The 23,516-nt window shown below is 62.5% G+C and carries 14 protein-coding genes; 10 read left to right on the forward strand and 4 right to left on the reverse strand.

What is annotated here, in order from left to right:
• Window positions 1-53: 53 nt before the first annotated feature.
• Window positions 54-353 carry a PilZ domain-containing protein gene (locus tag DBP26_RS24105; protein WP_108240006.1) on the reverse strand — a complete coding sequence of 100 codons (300 nt, stop codon included), beginning with the start codon at window positions 351-353 and terminating at the stop codon, window positions 54-56.
• 267 nt (window positions 354-620) lie between these two features.
• Here DBP26_RS24105 and rssB point away from each other — a divergent pair, with 267 nt between their 5' ends.
• Both rssB and rssC read left to right on the forward strand, forming a co-directional pair.
• On the forward strand, window positions 621-1,802 hold the full coding sequence (rssB, locus tag DBP26_RS24115; RefSeq protein WP_108240005.1) for a two-component system response regulator RssB: 1,182 nt from the start codon (window positions 621-623) through the stop codon (window positions 1,800-1,802).
• Window positions 1,802-2,284, forward strand: a complete 483-nt coding sequence (gene rssC / locus DBP26_RS24120) for an anti-sigma factor antagonist RssC (RefSeq protein ID WP_108240004.1) — start codon at window positions 1,802-1,804, stop codon at window positions 2,282-2,284. The genes rssB and rssC overlap by 1 nt, the downstream gene beginning before the upstream one ends.
• 146 nt (window positions 2,285-2,430) lie before the next feature.
• Here the strand turns inward: rssC and tal are convergent, their stop codons facing one another.
• On the reverse strand, window positions 2,431-3,357 hold the full coding sequence (tal, locus tag DBP26_RS24125; protein WP_108240003.1) for a transaldolase: 927 nt from the start codon (window positions 3,355-3,357) through the stop codon (window positions 2,431-2,433).
• A 362-nt stretch (window positions 3,358-3,719) separates the two neighbouring features.
• Between tal and DBP26_RS24130 the strand changes: the two genes are divergently transcribed.
• Window positions 3,720-5,804 carry a PAS domain-containing sensor histidine kinase gene (locus DBP26_RS24130; protein ID WP_108240002.1) on the forward strand — a complete coding sequence of 695 codons (2,085 nt, stop codon included), beginning with the start codon at window positions 3,720-3,722 and terminating at the stop codon, window positions 5,802-5,804.
• Window positions 5,805-5,884: 80 nt separating this feature from the next.
• On the opposite strand, the gene DBP26_RS24135 is transcribed toward DBP26_RS24130, so the two are convergent.
• A complete protein-coding gene (locus tag DBP26_RS24135) occupies window positions 5,885-6,946 on the reverse strand; it encodes an SDR family oxidoreductase (protein ID WP_108240001.1) in 1,062 nt (353 codons plus the stop codon).
• Between the two features lie 421 nt (window positions 6,947-7,367).
• Here DBP26_RS24135 and dusA point away from each other — a divergent pair, with 421 nt between their 5' ends.
• Together dusA and DBP26_RS24145 are read left to right on the forward strand one after the other, a co-directional pair.
• Complete coding sequence (gene dusA / locus DBP26_RS24140) at window positions 7,368-8,333, forward strand: tRNA dihydrouridine(20/20a) synthase DusA (protein WP_108240000.1); 966 nt, start codon at window positions 7,368-7,370, stop codon at window positions 8,331-8,333.
• Between the two features lie 206 nt (window positions 8,334-8,539).
• Window positions 8,540-9,466, forward strand: a complete 927-nt coding sequence (locus DBP26_RS24145) for a Gfo/Idh/MocA family oxidoreductase (protein ID WP_108239999.1) — start codon at window positions 8,540-8,542, stop codon at window positions 9,464-9,466.
• A gap of 57 nt (window positions 9,467-9,523) precedes the next feature.
• Here DBP26_RS24145 and DBP26_RS27015 read toward each other — a convergent pair whose 3' ends face one another.
• Window positions 9,524-9,679, reverse strand: coding sequence for a hypothetical protein (locus tag DBP26_RS27015; protein WP_158541446.1), 156 nt, complete (start codon window positions 9,677-9,679; stop codon window positions 9,524-9,526).
• Between the two features lie 170 nt (window positions 9,680-9,849).
• On the opposite strand from DBP26_RS27015, the gene nudK reads away from it, so the two are divergent.
• From nudK to DBP26_RS24170, 5 genes are all read left to right on the forward strand, one after another.
• Window positions 9,850-10,428: a GDP-mannose pyrophosphatase NudK gene (gene nudK / locus DBP26_RS24150; protein WP_108239998.1), complete on the forward strand. Its 579-nt coding sequence runs from the start codon at window positions 9,850-9,852 to the stop codon at window positions 10,426-10,428.
• Between the two features lie 480 nt (window positions 10,429-10,908).
• Window positions 10,909-11,406, forward strand: coding sequence for a sigma-70 family RNA polymerase sigma factor (locus DBP26_RS24155; protein ID WP_158541445.1), 498 nt, complete (start codon window positions 10,909-10,911; stop codon window positions 11,404-11,406).
• A 47-nt stretch (window positions 11,407-11,453) separates the two neighbouring features.
• Window positions 11,454-13,148 (forward strand): multidrug ABC transporter permease/ATP-binding protein, encoded by a 1,695-nt coding sequence (locus DBP26_RS24160; RefSeq protein WP_108239996.1) that lies wholly within the window; start codon window positions 11,454-11,456, stop codon window positions 13,146-13,148.
• A gap of 161 nt (window positions 13,149-13,309) precedes the next feature.
• A complete protein-coding gene (locus DBP26_RS24165; RefSeq protein ID WP_108239995.1) occupies window positions 13,310-14,638 on the forward strand; it encodes a lysine N(6)-hydroxylase/L-ornithine N(5)-oxygenase family protein in 1,329 nt (442 codons plus the stop codon).
• 110 nt (window positions 14,639-14,748) lie between these two features.
• Window positions 14,749-23,516: non-ribosomal peptide synthetase (locus DBP26_RS24170; protein ID WP_256604730.1), on the forward strand; the 8,768-nt coding region annotated here is incomplete at its 3' end.

A 23,516-nucleotide genomic window follows, 5' to 3' on the forward strand; every position in this document is an offset into this window, starting at 1 on the left:
CGCCTTTGTTTTTCCAGATTTTTCCGAAATTGTGACGTAGTTCTACAGCGTCACTACTTCATGGCGAGGATGGTCAGCCCCAGTTTCTGTTCTCCGCCATCGATATCGGCAATCCACACCACCTCGGTGTCGGCTTCCAGACCCTTGAGCGCGGCGTGCTCCGATTCGATTTTCACACTGATCCGGTCGCCGACCGCGAAGCGGCGCGGTGCCTGTATCTGCATGCCGGAGCTGGATAGATCCACGCACACCGCGGGAATGATCTGGCCTGCGTAGATCAGGCTGATGTCCGCGTCGACCCGCATGCGGATGTAATCTCGTTTCTCTGCATAGTCGCGATCAAGCTGGCCCATGGCGCATCCTTCGTTTTTGTCGCTGATTTAGAGGTTCTTATAACTCTCGGTGATTTGTGATGTAAAGACGCCCGTCGAGCGCTGGCGCACGCTTGAAACGCCCCGCGGATGGGAGTACCGTCTGCGCCTTGAAGGGCAGCTCTGTGAAGTGAAGCGTTTGACCAAAAGTCCGCTCCTCCTGACTCAGAGAGGCTAGAAGCGAATCCAGTAGGCGGTCCGATACCCTCCGGCCACTTACGCCAACCTGATCTGGCGCCGTTTGCCCACATGCAAAAAACCAGTGCCACGCTGCTGATTATCGATGACGACGAAGTAGTGCGCGCGAGTCTCGCGGCCTATTTGGAAGACAGTGGGTTCAGCGTCTTGCAAGCCGGTAATGGCCTGCAGGGTCTACAGACCTTCGAGCAAAACAAGCCTGATCTTGTGATCTGCGATTTGCGCATGCCGCAAGTGGGCGGCCTCGAGCTGATCCGTCAGGTCACCAGCCTGTCGCCGGATACGCCGGTGATCGTGGTGTCCGGGGCGGGGGTCATGAGCGACGCGGTCGAAGCGCTGCGCCTGGGGGCGGCCGATTACCTGATCAAACCGCTGGAAGACCTTGCAGTCCTCGAGCACTCGGTCAAGCGGGCCTTGGACCGTGCGCGGTTGCTCGAGGAAAACAGGCTCTATCGTCAGAAGCTCGAAACCGCCAACCGCGAACTCGAGGCCAGCCTGCACCTGTTGCAGGAGGATCAGGATGCGGGTCGCCAAGTGCAGATGAATATGCTGCCGACCAGCCCCTGGGCCATCGATTCGTTTGAGTTCGAGCACGAGATCATCCCGTCGTTGTACCTGTCGGGGGACTTCGTCGATTACTTCCGCGTGGATGAGCACCGGGTGGCCTTCTATCTGGCTGATGTTTCCGGTCATGGCGCGTCGTCGGCCTTCATCACGGTGCTCCTGAAATTCATGACCACCCGATTGTTGTTCGAGTCCAAGCGCGGGGGCTCCTTGCCAGCGTTCAAGCCTTCCGATGTGCTGGGCCATATCAATCGCGGTCTCATCAGTTGCAAGCTGGGCAAGCACGTGACCATGGTCGGTGGGATCATCGATGAACAGACCGGGCAACTGACCTACAGCGTGGGTGGGCATCTGCCGCTGCCAGTCCTGTATACGCCGAGCGAAACCCGTTATCTCGAGGGGCGCGGGCTGCCGGTCGGGTTGTTCAACGAAGCCACGTATTCGGACCATGTGCTGGAGCTGCCAGCATCCTTTAGTCTGACACTGTTATCTGATGGCATTCTGGACCTGTTGCCAGGTGATACACTCAAAGAGAAAGAAGCCAATTTGCCTGAATGGGTGAAGTCGGCGGGCGGCAGCCTGGATGGCCTGCGTCAGAAGTTTGGATTGGCCACACTCGGGGAGATGCCGGATGATATCGCCTTGTTAGTGTTGAGCAGGAACCTTTAATGAGTACCGGTAGAATCCAGTTTGCCGAGCAAGATGGCACCTTCGTCCTCAAATTCGTGGGTGAAGTGCGTCTGACTCTCTGCTCGGCGTTGGATGCGACGATCGAACGGATCTTCACCTCGATGAATTTTTCGACGGTGGTGATCGATCTGACCGAAACGCGCAGCATTGACAGCACGACACTTGGCCTGCTTGCCAAGTTATCCATTCTTTCGCGGCAGAAGGCTGGGCTGTTGCCGACCGTCGTGACCACCCATGAAGACATCACGCGCTTGCTGCAGTCGATGGGCTTCGATCAGGTGTTTAACATCGTTGGCAAGCCCATTCCGCGCCCGGAGGCCCTCAGTGACCTGCCGTCGCAGGACCAGTGCGAAGATGTGGTCAAGGCCAAGGTGCTGGAAGCGCACAAGATCCTGATGGGGCTCAATGACTCCAACCGCGCGGCGTTCCGTGATCTGGTGAATGCGCTCGAGCATCAGTGAGGGTCAGCTGCGCCTTGCAGCACAGTAGGTCGGCACTCGAGAGCGGTGAGACCTGTCGCTAGTTGTTCGTGAAGCGCTGACCGATCCTTCGCGCATGAAAAAGGGTGGCACCCGCGAGGATGCCACCCTTTTTGCGTTGCGCGGGCTTAAGCCTTGGCGCTCAACAATGCTTCCAGTTTCTCCTGGTCACGGGCGAACTGACGAATGCCTTCGGCCAGTTTTTCAGTGGCCATGGCGTCTTCATTGGAAGCCCAGCGGAATTGGCTCTCGGTCAACGTCTGGCGGGGTTCGCCAGCGTTGCCCGGCTTGAGCTTCTGCGCCAGCGTGCCGGTATCTTCCGACAGTTTTTGCAGCAGATCGGGGCTGATGGTCAAGCGATCGCAGCCGGCGAGCTCTTCGATCTGGCTCAGGTTGCGGAAGCTGGCGCCCATGACCACGGTTTTGTAGTCGTTGGCCTTGTAATAGTTGTAGATACGGGTCACGGACTTCACGCCTGGATCCTCAGCGCCCACATAGTCCTTGCCTTCGGCTTTCTTGTACCAATCGTAGATGCGGCCCACGAACGGAGAAATCAGGAAGACGCCGGCATCGGCACAGGCCTGTGCCTGGGCGAAGGAGAAGAGCAGCGTCAGGTTGCACTGGATGCCTTTCTTTTCCAGTTGTTCGGCGGCACGGATGCCTTCCCAGGTGGATGCCAGCTTGATCAGGATGCGATCACGGCCGATGCCGAACTGGTCGTACAGGTCCACCAGGCGCTCGGCGCGTTCGATGCAGGCGTGGGTGTCAAAGGAGATGCGTGCGTCCACTTCGGTGGACACGCGGCCTGGCACCACTTTCAGGATTTCCCGGCCAATGGCAACGGCGAAGCGGTCGCTGGCCAGGGCGATGTCGCCCTTTGCACCACTGAAGGCCTCTTTGAGGCGGTCGGCATTGCTCTCGCTCGAAGCGGCCTTGAGCAACAGGGAAGGGTTGGTCGTCGCGTCGACCGGCTTGAGTTTTTCGATGGCCGCGAAATCACCGGTATCGGCGACCACGGTGGTGAATTGCTTGAGTTGTTCCAGCTTGGAAGTCATGAGCGTGCTCTGTCCTGTGGGTTTGAAGACATTACCCGAGCGCCGTCGGCCACTCAAGGGCGGCGACCGCATCGAATCCACGGACGCTGCCGCGCGCGTTTGCGCAAACAGCGCGTCCGCGAGATGGCAACGCAACCGCGATGCGCTGACTATTCACGGACAGGTTGGACGCGTGACGATCGGTCGCCGATCTAGGACGGACACTCGAACCAGACTGGTTTGAGCCCGTAAGGCAGAGGTCGTTCCCTCTCGGTGATCGATGGGTTTTCGAGCGCTTTCGACAGCGTCCCTCGATGGCATGTTCATGAAGGCACTTTGACGCGTATGCTTGCGTCTTTTGGCTTGTGATGGTCGAGGGTTCAATGGATCAAAGACGCTCAGACCCGCTCGATCGTTCGGGAATAGCCTGTCCTGCATCGGCTGGAGCGTTTCCAGCGGATGCTTCCGAGCGCCTGCAACTGGCATTGGATGCAGGCGCCATTATCGGCACATGGGTCTGGGACATCCCGAACGACCGGGTGACCGCAGACGAACGCTTCGCCCATACCTTCGACATTCCCATGGAGCGGTGCCTGGCAGGCATTCCGATCGCCGAAGCGTTCGCCTCGGTTCATCCGGACGACGTCGATCGTCTGGTCAGAGAGATTGGCCGGGCCACCGCGGTAGGCGGGCCGTTCAGGTGCGAGTATCAGGTGCGCCATGACGACGGTAATTATCGCTGGGTGGAGGCCAACGGCCGGGTGGAGCTCGATGACGAAGGCAGGGCCATTCGTTTTCCTGGCGTGCTGATGAACATCGAGTCGCGCAAGCAGGCTGAGGCGGAGCGGGACAGGGTCTCGGCGCTGTTGAGAACCTTCACTGCGGCAGTCCCGGGGGTGGTGTATGCCAAGGATCTGGAAGGCCGGATGCTGGTGGCCAACGATGGCGCCACGCGGCTGATCGGCAAGGCGCCCGAGTTTTATCTGGGCAAGACCGACCTGGAGTTCCTCGAAGACAAATCCCAGGCGCGCCAGGTGATGGAGACCGATCGCCGCATCATGGCCAGCGCCAAGGCGGAGCAGATCGAAGAACGGGTGGACATGCCGGACGGTTCGGAGGTGACCTGGCTTTCGGCGAAAGCGCCCCTGCTCAATGACGCGGGCGATGTCATCGGCCTGATCGGCTCGTCCATTGACGTCACCGCCCGAAAGACGGCCGAGGCGGCCTTGCGGGAGCTCAATCGCACGCTCGAGGCGCGGATCGCCCAGGCGATCGCGGAACGGGAAGCCGCTGAGGCCGCGTTGCGTCAGGCCCAGAAGATGGAGGCGATCGGCCAACTGACCGGAGGGATCGCCCATGACTTCAACAACCTGTTGGCGGGAATCATCGGCAGCCTGGACCTGATGCAGATGCGACTTGATCAAGGCAGGCTCTGCGATGTAGAGCGGTACATCAATGTAGCGCACGGCGCCGCGCAGAGGGCAGCGGCCCTGACGCATCGATTACTGGCCTTTTCCCGAAGGCAGACGTTGAACCCGGCGCACACCGATGTGCACACCTTGGTCACCGACATGGAAGAGCTGATTCGCCGGACGGTCGGCCCCGCGATCGAACTCAAGGTCGAGCTCGCCGCGAAGCACGCGCTCTGTGTCGTGGATGCTGCGCAAGTCGAGAACTCGCTGCTCAACCTGTGTATCAATGCGCGGGACGCCCTGCAGGGCGCGGGTGTCATATCGATCAAGACGTTCAACCAGACCCTCGAACAGGGAGATGGACTGGACTCAGACCTCAAGCCCGGACAGTTCCTGACGATTTGCATTGCGGACAACGGGGTGGGAATGAACCCCGAAACGCTGTCCCGGGCGGTCGATCCCTTCTTTACCACCAAACCGGTGGGTGCCGGAACCGGCCTGGGCCTATCGATGGTCTACGGCTTCGCTCAGCAATCGGGCGGCCAGCTGAAGATCGAGTCGGAGGAGGGCCGGGGGACGCGCGTCTACCTGCAGTTGCCCTCCGGCGGCGATGGCCTTGAGGCCCCTGTGCATCAGCAGCTTTGTTCGCAAACTCCACCTCTGATGGCAAACGATACGGTGTTGATCGTCGATGACGAGCCGTCGGTTCGCTTGATCGTCGGGGAGGCACTCAGTGCGCTGGGCTACACGGTGATCGAGGCCGTCGACGGTCTTGCAGGGCTGCAACGGCTGCAGTCCGACATGCGCATCGATCTGCTGGTGACCGATATCGGCCTGCCGGGAGGCGTCGACGGTCGACAGTTGGCCAAGGCCGGGCTCGAATGCCGGCCGACCCTGCCTGTGCTGTTCATGACGGGATACGCCGAACCGGATGCGCTGGAAGATTGGCCGCGTACTTCCGCCTGCGTGACGCTGACCAAACCCTTCGCGCTGGACGTGCTGGTGGAGGAGGTGCGTACCCTGCTAGGCCCTCGGAATCCTTGCTGTCCGGAGTGAGTGAAGGGGTGCAGTGAGTGCTCGCCCTGACCACGGGCTGGCTGGACCAGAGGCGGCGGTCCGCCCCTGGTCGCGGGGCATCAGGGAATCAAGCGTCTGCGGCGCAGTTCGTCGAAGACGTTGAAGAACGCCCGGTCGCTCGCTTGAAACGCGGTGAAGCCCATCAGGCGGCTCTTCGACATGTCGGTAACCACTTCGATCGGCCGGCCGAGGTCGGCATCCGTGTGCCACGGCGAAATGAGCCGGTCGATGTCGGCTTCCTCCAGGTCGCTTTCAGCGGCGATCTGACGCCAGAGGGGTGCGTCATCGGCCATCTGCTCTGCCAGGGGTGAGGGGGTTGCGGGATAGTCGGCAGCTTCGAGGCCGAAATATTCGGCAATCTGCCCCCACATCCATTTCCAGCGGAACACATCGCCGTTGGTGATGTTGAACGCCTGGTTGGCCGCCGCCGACGTGGTCGCTGCCCACAACAATTGTTGGGCCAACTGCCTTGCATCGGTCATGTCCGTCAGGCTGTCCCACTGGACGCGCGAGCCCGGGAATACGAAAGGCCGACCTGTGTGCTTGCAGATGCTGGCGTAGACGGCGAGCGTGGTTGCCATGTTCATGGCGTTGCCTACCGCCACGCCGGTGATCGTGTGGGGACGATGCACGCTCCAGGTGAAGCCGTCTTTCTCGGCTGCAGCGAACACTTCGTCTTCCTGGGCGTAGTAGAAATTCTCTACGTCGAGCCGGCCTTGCTCTTCACGGAAAGGCGTCTGAGGCAGGCTGCCTTTGCCATAAGCTTCGAACGGGCCCAGGTAATGCTTGAGTCCGGTGACCAGCGCGACATGCTTGACGCTGCCGCCAGGACGGAGCGCGTCCAATACGTTGCGCACCATGGCGGCATTGACGCGAATGTTCTCGGCTTCCGTGGCCTGGCGCGACCAGGTCGTGAGAAAGACGTGGGTCGGCTTCACGTCTGCCAGCGCCTGGCGCAGGGACTCCGGATCTTGCAGGTCCGCAGCGACCGGAATGATGCCGTCAGCGCGGGCCGGGTGCCGTGACAGGGCCGCTACGCTCCAGCCGTTATCCAGCAGGAGCTGAGTGGTGGCGCTGCCTACGATGCCGCTGGCGCCTACGACTAATGCAGTGTTTGTCATGGGGTTTTCCTTAAGGGTCGGAGGTTTTTGCCTTCATGTGCTCTGGGCAAGTGACCACCCGCTGGCGGATGGATTCCATGCAAGGCTGAAAATCCGGCTCGTTGGTGAATGAAACGAACGGCGCGTTGCCGAACGGCGCCGGTACGATACGGATTCGATGTTCATCGATATAATGGCCGGCGGTTGGACCGGGGAAGTGGCCACTGGCCGACTCGCACGGCGGCTCCAACTACACTGCCGCGAGACGGCAGCTATCGCTGCACCGCCCTGGCCTTGAATCCCTGACCGTTCAAACAGGCACTGCGTGTGCTGCTGGTGGCGCATGGACGGGCGTTGTCGTCCATGGGCGACGAATTGGCGACCGATTAAACGCGTCCCTCATGCAATCGTTTCGCCTTTACTCATTGAAAACCAAGGGTTTATGAATAGATTATTTTCTGTCGCGCCGATGATGGATTGGACTGACCGCCATTGCCGGTTCTTCCTGCGGCTGCTGTCAAAAAATGCGCTGCTGTACACCGAAATGGTCACCACCGGTGCGTTGTTGCACGGCGACAGCCAACGCTTCCTGCGGCATGACTCGACTGAGCATCCGTTGGCCCTGCAACTGGGCGGCAGCCACCCGGCAGACCTGGCCGCCAGCGCCCGCCTGGCTCAGGCGGCGGGGTACGATGAAGTCAACCTGAACGTCGGCTGCCCCAGCGACCGGGTGCAGAACAACATGATCGGGGCGGTGTTGATGGGGCATCCGCAGGTGGTCGCCGACTGCGTCAAGGCCATGCGTGACGCGGTGTCGATCCCAGTGACCGTCAAGCACCGGATCGGGATCAATGGCCGGGACAGCTATGAACAACTGTGCGAATTCGTCGGCACGGTGCGTGAGGCCGGGTGCACCAGTTTCACGGTGCATGCTCGCATTGCCATCCTCGAAGGCTTGTCACCCAAGGAAAACCGTGAGATTCCGCCTTTGCGGTATGAGGTGGCTGCGCAACTCAAGCGTGATTTTCCGGACCTGGAATTCATTCTCAATGGCGGGATCAAGACGCTCGAGCAGTGCCAGGAGCACCTGAAGACCTTCGACGGGGTGATGCTCGGGCGTGAGGCGTACCATAACCCTTACCTGCTGGCGGAAGTGGACCGCTTGCTGTTTGGGGGCACGGAGCCGCCCATTACCCGGGCCGAGGCCCTGGCCAAACTGCGTCCCTACGTCGAGGCGCATCTCCGCGAAGGCGGGTCGATGCACCATATCACCCGTCATGTGCTCGGGCTGGGCACCGGCTTTCCCGGCGCACGCAAGTTTCGTCAGTTGCTGTCGGTGGACATCCACAAGACCCACGACCCACTGGGCCTGCTGGACAAGGCGGGGGAGCTGCTGGAAGGGCGTTGAGCTCACTCGTTACCTCAGCAGCTTGGCTTGCGCCACCGTGACCGGCACACCGATGAGAACGAGGCTTGCGACCGGGTGGACTGTCTGTTCAAATCGGAGGGTTTTTCATCCATTTCGCCGCGTTTTGTCACCTGTTCGTGACATTGGCTTTCTTCACGCTGGCGCTGCGTCTGTAGACAATAACGACAAGATCACAGGAGTCATCGATGCGTCCGATTCGTCTTGGATTGGTGGGGTACGGCAAGATCGCGCAGGATCAACATGTCCCGACGATCCGGGCCAACCCGCAGTTCGACCTGGTGGCCGTGGCCACGATGGGGCGACCCTGTCCCGAGGTGGAAAATTTCGGTTCGCTGACCGAACTGTTGGCCAAGGCGCCGCAGGTGGATGCGATTGCGTTCTGCACCCCGCCGCAAGGCCGCTACGGGCTCGTCGAGCAAGCCGTGCGGGCGGGCAAGCATGTGTTGGTGGAGAAGCCTCCCTGCTCGACATTGGGCGAGGCCTATGCGCTGATCGATGAAGTGGGCCGCGCCGGCGTGACGGGTTTGTTCGCCTGGCACTCGCGCTTTGCGCCGGGAGTGGGCCATGCCAGAGCCTGGCTTGAGGGCCAGCGTTTGCGCCAGGTGGTCGTGCATTGGAAGGAGCAAGTGCGTAAATGGCACCCCGGTCAGTCGTGGATCTGGGAGGCGGGGGGGCTGGGGGTATTCGATCCTGGCATCAATGCCCTGTCCATCGTCACCGACCTGCTGCCGAATCCGTTGTTTGTGTCGTCGGCAAACCTGAAGGTGCCGGGCAATTGCCAATCGCCCATTGCCGCCACGCTGAATCTGCGCGATGGGGAAGGCGTGCAGGTCTTGGCCGAGTTCGATTTCGACCATTCCGACAATGAGCTGTGGCGGATCGAGTTGCACACGGACGCCGGTGTCATGCGCCTGGACAGCGGCGGGGCGGTGGCAACGTTGGACGGTGCGATTCAGACCTTGTCGGAAGAGGGGGAGTACTCAGCGATGTACCGCCATTTTGCGCAACTGATCGCGGCCAAACGCAGCGATCTGGACCTGCAGCCGCTGCGGATCGTCGCAGACAGTTTCTTCGTAGGAAGCCAGGACACCGTGGCGGACTTCCACGAGTGACGCGTGAAAGGCGACGGTCGGCCCGGTAGCGTCACTTCGCGGGTTGACCGTGCGCGGTCAACTGTGTGCAACCCCTGCCAAGGCGATTGAAAAGGACACGATCAGCATTAGCAGGATGGTCATGTTGATGGACATCGGAGAATCCTTGTTCAGTGAGTCGATGACGTGATGATCCCGTGCCTGGCGCACGAAATGAACGGCGCTGCGTAGCATGTTGGATATCGACACAATCGATAGTTTCCCCCTTTGATCTCGAGCAGTGGGCTGTGCTAGCCCCGGATGACGGCCTGTGTTTAGCGCTCGTTCAGCGTTCGCTCGGCTCGGGAAGTCCTGCTAGGGTGGTGCCATCTTCCATCTGGCACCCGCCGTCACCAAGGCCATCCATGTCTCGTCCCCCTATCCGCATCACCGCCGAAGAAACCCTCTCTGACAACTGGTACGTGCTGAAGAAATACAGCTTCGATTTGAAGCGGCGTGACGGCACTTGGCAGCCCCAGACGCGCGAGGTCTACGACCGAGGCAATGGCGCAACCATCCTGCTCTACAACCTGGAGCGCCGTACGGTCGTCCTGACGCGACAGTTCCGCCTCCCCGCCTTCGTCAACGACCATGACGGCTACCTGATCGAAGCGGCCGCCGGGCTATTGGACAACGCCAGCCCCGAAGAGCGCATTCGCCTGGAAGCTGAAGAAGAAACCGGCTACCGGGTCAGGTCGGTGCGCAAGATCTTCGAAGCCTTCATGAGCCCGGGTTCGGTCACCGAGCGAATTCATTTCTTCATCGGTGAGTATCGGCCGGATGATCGGGTCAGCACCGGTGGTGGCCTGGAAGAGGAAGGAGAAGACATCGAAGTGCTGGAGCTGAGCTTCGAACAAGCGCTTGCCATGGTGGAGTCCGGAGAGATCGCCGATGGCAAGACCATCATGTTGTTGCAATATCTGGAACTGCGATTGAAACCCTGACTCACCCTGAAATACTGGCCGCGCTGGATGCAGAAACCTCCGACGCGCCATGCAACTCTGCTCTTACTGCAGTAGGGCAGGTCAGATACTGCAGTAGGGCAGGTCAGATGTGCGACTTGTGTCTCAGGTCGCACCGATCTTCGTCGTGAAGCCATCTGTTTCTGCCAGCGGGAATTGCCCTGCACCTGGCCCTCGTGCAATGGCAACTGGGCGTAGCAGGGCAGGGCAAGCGCCTTCAAATCAGCGGGTTACAGCGCTACTGCCAGCATGTTGCCGCCATACCCCAGCTCGGGGAACGACCACCGACTTATAACGAAAGTTTCGCGTAACGGTAAAATTTCTTACATTGCAATGAGAATCGTTTGCGTTATTCTTCGCGTTCCTTTGTAACCAGGGATGTCGAGCAAGATGGATTTTCAACCTGCAATGAGCCAGTCCACCCGGGTTCGCTCCACGTGCGTTGGCGGGTCTTGTGCGTCCATGGACCCGCGTCTCGATGCCTTGATGGGCACCTACCACACCCATCGAGAAGGGCTGCTGCGTCTGGCGGCGAAATTTCTGGGCTGTCGCGCACGCGCCGAAGACGTGGTGCAGGACGCGTTCGTGAAGATGCTCGAAAGCGATCTCGCCTCCGTCGAACCTGCCCGCTACATGTTTCGGGTGGTGCGCAACCTGTCCATCGACCGCCTGCGCCGTCAGCGCCTCGAGCGCAGCCATGGCGCCGAAACCGAGCTCGACGAGCAGCCTCGGTTCGAGGTCTCCCCGGAGCGCGTCCTCGCGGGGCGTGAATCGGTGACCCAACTGGTGGGCGCGCTCAACGAACTGCCCAAGCGCATGCGCATCGTTTTCAACCTCAGCCAGATCCAGGGCTACACCCAACGCGATGTGGCGAAGGTCATTGGCACTTCCCCCACCATGGTCAACTTTCTGCTGCGCGACACGCTGTCCCATTGCCGTGCGCGGCTGGGCGACATCTAGGTGCGGTTGTACCCCTTTTCGTTTTTCGCTTTCTGCCGGAGTTTTTCATGAAATTAGTTCGTCTGGTCTTCCAGCAATACCGCTGGCCGCTTGCGATGGTTTTGCTGCTGAGCATCAGCAGCGGCCTGTTGAGCGTGGGCGTGATCGCCTTCGTCAACCAGCGCATGATCAGCGTCCACGAAGGGCTGGGCACAGCGCTGTGGCAGTTTGGCCTGATGCTGGTGGTGTTGCTGGCGCTCGCTTCGGGGGCGTCGCTGTCGCTGACCGCCTTGGGGCATCGTTTCGTGTACGGCCTGCGCCGGGTGATGGTCAAGCGTTTGCTGGACACCCACATCGAGCGGATCGAGTCCATTGGCGGCGCGAAAATCTACGCCAGCCTGTCCAGCGACATCAGGGCCGTGACCATGGCCTTCGTGCAACTGCCGGATTTGATCTACGGGTCAGTGCTCAGCCTGGCCGCCTTCAGTTACCTGGCCTGGCTGTCACCGTCGCTGTTCATCACCACCTTGGGCTGGATGGCGTTCACCCTGGGCGTCGGTTGGCTGCTGGTGGGCAAACTCAATGCCCACATCCGCGCGCTGCGGGAGTCGGAGGACAAGCTCTATCAGAGCTACCAGTCAGTGATCGACGGTCGCAAGGAGTTGACCCTCAACCGCGACCGCGCTCGTCGCCTCTACGAGGAAACGTTCGACCGTGCCGCGTTGCGCTATCGCGAGCATTTCACCCTGGCTGATCGTTACCACGGGCTGGCAAGCAACTGGGCCAACATCATGGTGTTGGGCACCATCGGCCTGGCGTTTTACCTGGCTAACGGTCTGGGGTGGGCCCCGACCGAAGTCGCGGCCACCTATGCGCTGACGGTGCTGTTCATGCGTACCCCCTTGGTCTTGGCGGTGGCGGCGATTCCCGCGCAGGTGTCCGGCCGGGTGGCGCTGGACAAGGTCGAGTCGCTGGCACTGGCCGAGCATCACGAAAGCTTCGACATCGCGCCGAGCCATATCGTCGGTCACTGGCGGACCCTTGAGCTGCGCGATGTCGAGTATCACTACCCGGCTCAGGGGGACGAGCCTGGCTTCGATGTCGGGCCCGTCAGCCTGACGCTGCGCCGGGGAGAGACGGTGTTTCTGATGGGGGGCAATGGCAGTGGAAAATCCAGCCTGGCGCGTCTGCTCAGCGGTCTCTATCGCCCGTCGGCAGGCGCCATTCTGATCGACGGCCGAGTGATCGGCGCGGACGACTGGCTGGCTTACCGTCGTCTGTTCGCCAGTGTGTTCACGGACTTCCACCTGTTTTCGCAACTGCTGGGGGCCGAGGGGCAGGACGCCGACACCGTGCAGGTGGAGCACTGGCTAGATCAATTGCACATGAAGCACAAAGTGCAGATCGGCCAAGGGCACCTCCTCGATACGCGTTTTTCCCAAGGCCAGCGTAAACGCCTGGCATTGCTGCTGGCGCTGCTGGAAAGCCGCGACATCCTGCTGCTCGACGAATGGGCCGCCGACCAGGACCCGTTGTTTCGCCGGTTTTTCTACCGCGAGCTGCTGCCGATGTTCAAGCAGGCTGGGGTCACCGTGTTCGCCATCAGCCACGACGATCAGTACTTCGATGTGGCGGACCGCCTGGTGAAGATGGAGTCGGGCCAACTCAGCGAATTGCAGGGGGACCGCCGCGAGCACGCCAGCCGGGATGCCGTGGAGGAGATCGGTGGCGCGTACGCACGGGAAGTCGTAAAGGCTTTGTAAGTTTTTCAGCCGCAAAGACTAAACAGCCGATGGGCTCAGGCGTCTTTGTAATGATAATCAGTCTTACTCATTTCGATGCGTGTGACCTGCCCCTGGCGTATGTGAGATGGCTCACTCCCGCGCTGGACCTCATCACGCATCGCTCCTAACGAGAGGGAAGCATGGAACTCGTCTACGACTACATCGGCATTGGTTTCGGCCCGTCGAACCTGGCCTTGGCGATTGCCACCCAAGAGCACGCATTGCGTAACGGGCTGGCGCCCCAGGTGTGTTTCCTCGAAAAGAAGCCCGCGTTCAACTGGCACGAAGGCATGCTGATCGACGGCTCCACCATGCAGATATCTTTCCTCAAGGACCTGGTCACGTTGCGCAACCCGGCAAGCCGTTTCACCTTCGTCAATTACCTCAAGGAGCGGGGGCGGTTGCAGGATTTCATCAACCTCAAGACGTTCTTCCCGACCCGTGAGGAGTACACCGATTACCTGAGCTGGGCGGCCTCGCATTTCAACGAGCAGGCGCACTACGGCGAGGAAGTGATCGCGGTCGAGCCACATGTTCAGGACGGGCGTTTCATCGCGGTGGATGTGATTTCCCGAGGCCCGGGTGGCGGTATTTCCCGTCGTCGCGGGCGCAATCTGGTGTTTGGTATCGGCGGCGTCCCGCAGACCCCGGCGGCCTTCGACGGCGTGCACGACCCCCGTGTCCTGCACTCGGCGGGCTACCGCGGCGGCATTGAAAAATTGCTGGTCAATCGTCCGGGCCCGGTGCGCGTGGCGGTCGTCGGCGGCGGGCAGAGCGCGGCGGAAATCTTCGAGGACCTAGCCTGCCGTTTCGACAACGTGGAGGCCAGTCTGGTGATCCGTGGCAGTGCGCTGAAGCCGTCCGACGACAGCCCATTCGTCAACCAGATCTTCAACCCCTCCTTCACCGATACCATCTTCAACCACAGCGAAGCGCGGCGAGACGCGTTGTTCACCGAATTCCGCAACACCAACTACTCCGTCGTCGACACGGACCTGATCGAAACCATTTTCCAGCGCATGTACCAGCAGAAGGTTCGGGGCGAGGAGCGTCATCATTTGCTCACCAACCGCGAAGTGGTGCATGCCGAAGTCGGCGCCGCGGGTATCGAGCTGTTCCTGCAGGACGCGGCTCTTGACCAGACTCACAGCGCGTCCTTCGACATCGTGGTGCTGGCCACCGGTTACCGCCGCGACTATCACCTCGAGCTCCTGGCCGGTCTCGGGGAACACATCCAGGGCGTGACCGTCGACCGCGATTACCGCCTGGCGCTGCGGGCGGGCAGCGAAGCGGGCATCTTCCTTCAGGGTTGCTGCGAGGACAGCCATGGGTTGAGCGACACACTGCTGTCGGTGTTGGCCGTGCGCTCCCAGGAAGTGGTGGAGTCGATCTTTGCCGAGTACGAGCAACCCTGTTCCAACCGACCGACGCAGCCCCATGAGCGCGTGGCGCTGAAGCTGGCGCGCTAGACCGTCACGACGGTGGCCGAGGGCGGCCACCCAATCCCTTTTCACGACCTCGCGGGAGGCCTGTTCGGCCTTCCGTGGGTTGATGCTTGCCGAAACAAATAGGTGAACGCATGAAATCCATACGCGATCAGGCCGCGCATTATCCCGAACTGGTGGGCTTTTACGCGCAGCACCAGCCGGACCGGATTGCCCTTCGACACATCGTCCACGAAGACCAGCCCCCGCTACTGACGAGCTATGCGCAACTGGATGAGCGGGCGCGCGCCGTTGCAGGCATGTTGCAGCATCACCTGGGGGCCCAGGGCGGCGAGCGTTGTGTGCTGATCCTGCCGACGGGCGCTGATTACGCGGCGGCGTTTCTTGGCTGCCTCTACGCGAATGTCGTTGCCGTGCCCGCCTTCGCCCCCGAGTACAACCGCCAGACCCACCTGGACCGCCTGACCGGCATTCTCCAGGATGCCGCGCCTGGCGTGGTGCTCGGCCGTCGCGAAGACTTGGATAAATTCCAGCACCTGCTGCAACCCTTCATGCCCGCCCATGGGCGTTTTGTGGCCGTCGAAGAGGTCGGCGGCTGGGAAGGGCGGTTCCAGCCCGCGCTGATCGACACGGCGTCGTTGGCTTTTCTGCAGTACACCTCGGGTTCGACCAGTGCCCCGAAAGGCGTGATGGTGTCCCACGACAACCTGATGGCCAACGAGATCGCCATGGCCCGCCATTTCGTCAGCGATGCGGCGTCGGAAAGCTGGGTCAGTTGGCTGCCGCTGTACCACGACATGGGCCTGATGTGCGGCCTGCTGCTGCCGCTGTATTACGGCGGCACCTTGACGTTGATGTCGCCGAATTACTTCCTCGGGCGTCCCGCGCGCTGGCTGGAAGCGATGAGCCAATACAACGGCACCTTCTCCGGCGGCCCGGATTTCGCGTACCGCCTGTGCGTCGAGCGCATCAAGCCGAGCGCGGTGAAGCAACTCCAACTGGACAACTGGAGCCTGGCGTTCTCTGGCTCCGAGCCGATTCGTATCGCCACGCTGGACGCTTTCAGCGAGCATTTCGCTGCGGCAGGTTTCGACCGTCGCGCCTTGACCCCCAGTTATGGGCTGGCTGAAGCGACGTTGTACGTCAGCGCCGCCCACCGCGACGCGCCGTTCGGCATCAAACGATTCGACGGCAGCCAGCTCGCCGCAGGCGACGCCGACGAGGCATTGTTCGCCAATCAAAACTCCACAAGTCGCCTGCCGGGTTGTGGCTGGTGCCGCCCGGATCACGACCTGCGCATCGTCGATCCGGCGAGCCAGCAAGTGCTGCAACCTGGCCAGGTCGGTGAGATCTGGATCGCCGGTCCAAGCGTCGCTCAGGGCTATTGGCAGAACGCCGAAGCCACGGCCCAGACGTTCGTTGAAGAAGACGGCAAGCGCTGGTTGCGCAGCGGCGACCTGGGCATCGCCAGCGACGGCGAGCTGTTCATTACCGGCCGCCTAAAGGACCTGATCATCCTCAATGGTCAGAACCTCTACCCGCAAGACATCGAGCAGTCGCTGGAAAAGCGCGTCGAGCTGCTGCGTCGCGGGCGCATCGCCGCCTTTCCGGTGACCGACGAGCAGGGCGCCGAAGGGGTGGGCCTGGCGCTGGAAATCAGCCGCAACGTACGTCGCTTGATGAAGCCCCAGATGATCTGCGAAGCCGTGCGCGATGCGGTCACCGAGCTGTTTCTGGTGGCGCCGAAAGTCATGGTGCTACTGGAGCCTGGCGCGCTGCCGCGTACCACCAGCGGTAAGCTGCAACGTTCGGCGTGTCGCGTTGGCTGGCAGAACGGCAGCCTCGACAGTTTTGCGATTTGGCAGGACGGTCACTTGCTGGATGCCGGAGGGGCCGGCAGCACCGTCGACGCTGCACCGCTGATGCCGGAAGTCGTGGCAGCCTGGCGCGAAGTGCTAGGTAAGGACGGCTTGCAAGCCAGTGATCATTTCTTCGCCCGTGGCGGCGATTCGGTCAGCGTGGTGCAAGTGCTGTCCCGTCTCAACCGCGAGCTGGGCCTGAAGCTCGAGCCGGCTCACCTGTTCGAACATCCGACCCTTGGTGCCTTCAATGCCCATGTTGCCAGCCTGGGGCCAGGCGCTGACCGTCCGACTGCCGTGGCGCGGATTGCTCGCGACAGCGCACCCGAGCAATCCTTCGCTCAGCAACGCCTGTGGTTCCTGGCGCAACTGGAACCCGACAGCAGCGCCTATCACCTGTGCGGGCAAGTGAGCCTGAGTGGCGCCGTGGATGACGTCGCCCTGCAACGCAGCTTCGACGATCTCGCCGCCCGTCACGAAAGCCTGCGCACCACCTTCGCCATCGATGCCAATGAAGTGCTGGTGCAGCGTATTCATGCCCCTCAGCCGGTGTTCATCGAACAGCATGACCTGAGCCTGCATGCTCAGCCGTTGCGGGCCTTGGGCGAATTGGCCAAGACCGCCGTCGAGCAACCCATGGACCTGCAAACCGGGCCACTGTGGCGTGTGTTGGACGTACGTCTGGGTGAGCATCAGCGGCAACTGGTGCTGGTTCTGCACCACATCATCTCGGACGGTTGGTCGGTGCAGGTCATCCTCAAAGAGCTGGCGGCGTTGTACAACGCTCATGTTCAGGGCCGCAGTCCGGAACTGGCGCCGTTGCCGATCCAGTACGCCGATTTCGCCGCCTGGCAGCGCAACCGTCTGGCCGATGGCGAGGGCGAGCGTCAACTCAGCTACTGGCGTGCCCGTCTGGGCGCTACCCACCCCGTGCTGACCCTGCCTGCCGATCGTCCGCGCCCGGCGCAACAAAGCCATCGCGGCGCCCGCTATCCCATTGCGTTCGACGCTGGGCTGAGTCAGGGCCTGCGCGACCTCGCCAGCCAGCACGGCGCGACCCTGTTCATGGTCATGCTCGCGGCCTTCAAGACGCTGCTGCACCGCTACACCAGCCAGACCGACCTGCGGGTGGGCGTGCCGGTGGCAGGGCGAACGTGCGCCGAAGCCGAGGGCTTGATCGGCTTGTTCGTCAACACCCTGGTGCTACGCACCGAAGTCTCGCCCCTGCACGCCTTCAGCGCCTTGATCGAAGCGGTCAAACACACGGCTCTGGGCGCGCAGAACCACCAGGATTTGCCGTTCGAACAGGTGGTGGAGGCGCTGGGCGTTTCCCGCAACCTCAGCCACAACCCGCTGTGCCAGGTGAAATTCACCCAACAGTTCCCGCTGCCGCAGAACGTCGACATGGGCGGTCTGCGCATGGACGTCAACCAGTTGGATGATTTCTCCGCGCACTTCGACCTGGGGCTGGACATCACCGACACCGCCGAAGGCATTCAAGCGGTGTTCACCTATGCCTGTGACCTGTTCGACGAGCCACGTATTGCCGGTTTCGCCGCTGATTTGCTGCGCATCTGTGCGCAGGTGGTGGCTCAGCCGACCGCACCGCTGGCGGACTTGCGGGTCGCTGCCGTGCCGTCGCGACTGGACGGCGAAGCGGTGCCGTTCCCGGCCAGCGACGTGTTGAGCCTGTGGGACGCCAGCGTGCTTGCGCAGCCGGCACGTCAGGCTCTGCGCTGTGAAGAACAGCACATCGATTTCGCTAAGGCGGACGCCGATGCCAATCGTCTGGCACAGCATCTGCGTCAGGCGGGTGTGGGCGTTGAAAGCCGCGTCGGCCTGTTGCTGGAACGCTCGGCCGAGTTCGTCGTCGGCGTGCTCGCCGTCCTCAAAGCGGGCGCGGCTTATGTGCCACTGGACCCGAAGTGGCCCGCAGAACGTCAGGCCTTCGTGCTGGCGGACAGCGGGGCGCGCTGGTTGATCAGCGACGCCGCAGCACCCGCGGACTTCAAGGGTGAAGTCATTGCGGTCGACGCGAGTGCGCAATGGCGCTCGCAACCGGCAACCGCACTGAACCTGCGTCCGCACCCTGAGCAGGCGGCCTACCTGATTTACACCTCGGGGACCAGCGGCACGCCGAAAGGTGTGGTGATCAGCCATGGCGCATTGGCCGATTACGTCCAGGGCGTGCTCGCACGCTTGGCGTTTGCAGCCGATGCGAGTATGGCGATGGTCTCCACCGTGGGCGCCGACCTGGGCCACACCGTGCTGTTTGGTGCGCTATGTTCGGCGCGCACGCTGCACCTCATCAGCCCGGAGCGCGCCCAGGACGCCGACCGATTCGCGGCCTACATGGCTGAGCACAAGGTGGGCGTGCTGAAGATCGTACCGACGCACCTCGGTGGCCTGCTGCAAGCGACGCGTGCCGCTGATGTGCTGCCTGAGCATGCGCTGATCCTGGGCGGTGACGCGTTGCCATGGGAGCTGGTGGCGCAGATCAAGCGCCTCAAGCCCGTGTGCCGCGTCATCAACCACTATGGCCCCACCGAGACCACCGTCGGCGTGCTCAGCAACGAGATGTCCACGGCGCTGCCGACCCGTGAAAACGCCCCCATTGGCCGGCCGCTGCCCAACGCCTCGGCATGGATTCTCAATGAGTGGCTGGAACCGGTGGTGCAGGGCGACATCGGCGAGCTGTACATCGGCGGCCCTGGCCTTGCCCGCGGTTATCACGACCGACCGGGTTTGACGGCAGCGGCGTTCATCCCCGACCCGAACGGCGACGGCGCTCGCCTGTACCGCAGCGGCGACCGGGCTCGCCTTCTGGCCGACGGGCAGATTCAGTTCCTCGGCCGCGCTGACGATCAGGTCAAAGTGCGCGGCTATCGCGTGGCGCTGGGAGAGATCGCTCAGCGCCTGCGTCAGCTCGGTGGCCTGCGCGATGCTCATGTGCGGGTGGATGACCGTGGTCAATTGATCGCGTACGCACTGATCGCCCAGGGTTCGACGGTCGATGGAGAAGCCTTGCGTGCGCAACTGGCTGACAGCCTGCCGGACTACATGGTGCCGAGCCACGTCCTGACGCTGGAGGCGTTTCCGGTCACGGCCAACGGCAAACTTGACCTCGCCGCGCTTCCCGTTCCCCAAGCAGTGCCGCCACAGTTCGAAGCGCCCCATGAGGGCGTTGAAGCCACCCTTGCCGCGTTGTGGGAAAAAGCGCTGAACGTCGAGGCCGTCGGGCGGCATGACAACTTCTTCTCGTTGGGGGGCGACTCGATCCTCAGCTTGCAGATCATCGCCCGTGCCCGTCGTCAGGGCATCCGCCTGACGCCCAAGCAATTGTTCGAGAAACAGACCATCGCCGAGCTGGCGCAGGTCGCTGTGGTCGCAGAAACCAAGCCCGCTGCTGCGCCGGTTGTCGCACCGGTCGCGCCCCGCGATTTCGCCTTGACGCCAATTCAGGCGCGGTTCTTTGCGTTGCCGGTGGCCCAGCGCTCCCACTGGAACCAGTCGCTGTTGCTCAACCTGCCGAACGCACTGGACAACGCGCGGTTGCGGCAGGCCCTCGACGCATTGCTCGCGCAACACGACAGCCTGCGCTTGAGCTTCCACCAGGGTGACGATGGCCAATGGTTGCAACGTTATCGCGAGACCGAGAACGTCGAGCGGCTGCTGTGGACCTGCGAGTTGACCCGCGAAGAAGACCTCGCGTCGCTGAGCGATGAAGCCCAACGCAGCCTCAACATCGAGACCGGGCCGTTGCTGCGGGTGGTGCATGCGCGCCTGCCGTCGGGCGAAGGCCGTTTGTTGCTGGCGATTCACCACCTGGTTGTCGATGGCGTGTCGTGGCGCGTGTTGCTGGAGGATCTGCACCACGCTTACAGCCGTCTTGTCGCCGGGCAAAACGTGGCGCTGGCCGAGAAAACCGCGAGCTTCCAGAACTGGTCGCAGGCCCTGCAAGACCTGGCACGCAGCCCGGCCCTGGCCGCTCAATTGCCGCACTGGCAACGCTGCACCGCGGACGATGCCTGCCTGCCAGGGGACAGTTCCGTTCAAAGCCTGATCGGCGCGGGGGAAAGCGTCAGCCTGACCCTCGATGCGCAGGACACGCGTCGTCTGCTCAGTGAAGCGCCCGCGGCTTACCGCACCCGCATTGACGATCTGCTGCTGGCCGCGCTGGCCCAGGCGCTGTGGCAGTGGACCGGGCGCCGTCGGCATGTCATCAGCCTGGAAGGTCATGGCCGCGAGGAGGTTTTAGGTGATGGCGCAAACCCGCTGGATCTGAGCCGCAGTGTCGGTTGGTTCACCAGCCTGTACCCACTGGCACTGGACGCCACCGACGACGCCATCACCACGCTGAAAGCGGTCAAAGAGGCCGTACGCGCCGTGCCGGAAAAAGGCCTGGGCTACGGTGTTCTCAAATACCTGTCCAAAGCCGACCTGCCCGAACTGGTGGGGCAGGGGGTGACGTTCAACTACTTGGGCCGTTTTGACGCCGCCGAGGGTGCGCTGTTCTCGCTGTCCAGCCAGACCCTCGAGCATTTGCGCGATCCCCAAGGCCCGCTGGCCAACGCGCTGGCGGTCGATGGCCAGGTGCGCGACGGCCAGTTGCACTTGGACTGGACCTTCAGCAGCGCGCGCTTCAGCCGCGCAAGCATCGAGCAACTGGTGGCGCTGTACCGCGAGCAACTGGTGCACCTGATTGCCCATTGCAGCGATGAACGGAACGCCGGTCTGACGCCTTCGGACTTCCCGCTGGCCGGTCTGAATCAGGCACAACTGGACGCGCTGGCGATCCCGGCGCGGGAGATCGAAGACATCCTGCCGCTGGCCCCGATGCAGCAGGGCATTCTGCTGCACAGCCTGCTGGAGCGCGGCAACGGCATCTACCTGATGCAAGACCAGTATGAGGTCGGCAGCACGGTGGATTTCGAGGCATTCAAGTTCGCCTGGCAGCAGGTGGTGCAGCGTCATCCGGCCTTGCGCAGCGCATTCCATGGTCTGGAAAGCGGTGTGCAGCGCCAGGTGGTCATGCGCCGCGTGCCGTCCCCGGCACAACTGATCGACCTCAGCCACCTGTCCCGCGAAGCCGCTGAGGCCGAACTGGAAGAGGTGTTGGCCGCCGAGCGCGAGCAAGGTTTCGATTTTGCCCGCGCACCGCTACTGCGCCTGCGGTTGGTGAAGTTCGGCGAGGCGGATTACCGCATCGTGCAGAGCCACCACCACGCCCTGATCGACGCCTGGTGCCGGGGCCTGATGCTCACCGAGTTCTTCGCCCACTACCGGGCGTTCCTCAACGGCCGCCACGTCAGCCTGCCAGCGGCGCGTCCCTATCGCGACTTCCTCGCCTGGCTCGCCGAGCAGGACGAAGCGGTCAGCCGGGATTACTGGCGCCAGGCGCTGGCCGGGTTCACCGAGGTCACGCCGTTGCCGTATCGCCACAGCCCTCACGGTGAGCCGCAAATGCGCGACGTGACCCTGGCGCTTGGCAATGCGCAAACCGCGAAACTGGCCGATCAGGCCCGGCAACATCGCCTGACCGCCAACACCTTCGTGCAGGCGGCCTGGGCTTTGCTGTTGATGCGCCATGCCGACCGCGAAGAAGTGCTGTTCGGCGTCACGGTCGCTGGTCGTCCCACCGAACTGGAGGGCATCGAAGGCGCGCTGGGCTTGTTCATCAACACGCTGCCGCTGCGGGTTCAGCGTCCGAGCATGGGCACCTCGGCGCTGGAGTTGCTCAACGCATTGCAGGCACAGAACGCCGAGATGCGTCAGCACGAACACATGTCGCTGGCGGACATCCAGTTGTTGGCCGACACCCCCCGTGGCCAGCCGCTGTTCGACAGCCTGTTCGTCTTTGAAAACGTTCCGTTGGGCGCCGAGGTTCAGCAGGCCGTGAACGAATACCGGATCAACCCGCTGGCCAACCGCACCCACACCAACTACCCGTTGACCGTGGTGCTGCTGCCAGGCGAATCGCTGCAATTGCAGCTGACCTACGACACCCGTCACTTCAACGACGCCGACATGACGACGCTGGTGGGGCATTTCCGCCGCCTGCTGTCGCAACTGATCGACAACCCGCAGCAGACCCTCGACCAACTGCAAGTCCTGGAGCAGGCCGAGCGCGCGCAATTGCTGGGCTACGGTGAAGGGCCAGTGCAGAGGCACTGGTATGAGATCAGTTACCTGGAGCGTTTCGAGTCCCGCGTGCAGGCGCATCCGTCGCGGGAGGTCGCGCGTTGCCAGGGCCAGACCCTGAGTTACGACCAGTTGAATCGCCACGCCAACCGCATCGGCCACGGCCTGATGGCAGCGGGTGTGCAGGGCGATGACGTGGTGGCGCTGTTCGCGCCGCGTGGCTTGCCGCTGCTGAGCATGATCATCGGCGCGTTCAAAGCCGGTGCTGCCTACCTTGCGCTGGATGATCGCCACCCGGCCGGGCGCAGCGCGCGGATGTTGGTGAGCAGCGCGGCGCCCGTGTTGCTGACACCACGGGACTGCCTCGCTCAGGTCGAAGCGATTCTTCAAGGGGTCGAGACCAACAAACCGCGACTGCTGATTCTGGAAGAGCTGTTGGCGACCGGCCGTGATGACAATCCGGGCCGCTACGCCAGCGCCGAACAATTGGCTTACGTCATCTACACCTCCGGCTCCACGGGCGAGCCGAAAGGGGTGATGGTCAACCAGCGCGGCATGCTCAACAACCAGATGTCGAAGCTGCCGTACTTGCGCCTGGGTGAGGGCGACGTGATCGCTCAGACCGCCGCCACCGGATTCGACATTTCGGTGTGGCAATTCCTCACGGCGCCGCTGTTTGGAGGCCGTGTGGAAATCCTGCCGGACGTGGTGGTGCACGACCCGCAACGCCTCTTGGAAGAAGTGGTGGCCAATCAGGTCAGTGTGTTGGAGTGCGTGCCGGCGGTGATCGACGGCATGCTCGCCGTGGCGCCGCACAGGCTCGACGCGCTGCGCTGGCTGCTGCCGACCGGGGAGGCGCTGACGGTGGACCTGGCCGCCCGCTGGTTCAACCGCTACCCCAA

This window comes from Pseudomonas sp. RIT409 (assembly GCF_003052515.2).
GTDB lineage: Bacteria > Pseudomonadota > Gammaproteobacteria > Pseudomonadales > Pseudomonadaceae > Aquipseudomonas.

Coding starts and splice junctions, on each gene's coding strand:
- DBP26_RS24130 (WP_108240002.1), top strand. CDS start 3,720: ATGGATCAAAGACGCTCAGACCCGCTCGATCGTTCGGGAATAGCCTGT.
- rssB (WP_108240005.1), top strand. CDS start 621: ATGCAAAAAACCAGTGCCACGCTGCTGATTATCGATGACGACGAAGTA.
- DBP26_RS24165 (WP_108239995.1), top strand. CDS start 13,310: ATGGAACTCGTCTACGACTACATCGGCATTGGTTTCGGCCCGTCGAAC.
- nudK (WP_108239998.1), top strand. CDS start 9,850: ATGTCTCGTCCCCCTATCCGCATCACCGCCGAAGAAACCCTCTCTGAC.
- DBP26_RS27015 (WP_158541446.1), bottom strand. CDS start 9,679: ATGCTACGCAGCGCCGTTCATTTCGTGCGCCAGGCACGGGATCATCAC.
- dusA (WP_108240000.1), top strand. CDS start 7,368: ATGAATAGATTATTTTCTGTCGCGCCGATGATGGATTGGACTGACCGC.
- rssC (WP_108240004.1), top strand. CDS start 1,802: ATGAGTACCGGTAGAATCCAGTTTGCCGAGCAAGATGGCACCTTCGTC.
- DBP26_RS24135 (WP_108240001.1), bottom strand. CDS start 6,946: ATGACAAACACTGCATTAGTCGTAGGCGCCAGCGGCATCGTAGGCAGC.
- DBP26_RS24105 (WP_108240006.1), bottom strand. CDS start 353: ATGGGCCAGCTTGATCGCGACTATGCAGAGAAACGAGATTACATCCGC.
- DBP26_RS24145 (WP_108239999.1), top strand. CDS start 8,540: ATGCGTCCGATTCGTCTTGGATTGGTGGGGTACGGCAAGATCGCGCAG.
- DBP26_RS24155 (WP_158541445.1), top strand. CDS start 10,909: ATGGACCCGCGTCTCGATGCCTTGATGGGCACCTACCACACCCATCGA.
- tal (WP_108240003.1), bottom strand. CDS start 3,357: ATGACTTCCAAGCTGGAACAACTCAAGCAATTCACCACCGTGGTCGCC.
- DBP26_RS24160 (WP_108239996.1), top strand. CDS start 11,454: ATGAAATTAGTTCGTCTGGTCTTCCAGCAATACCGCTGGCCGCTTGCG.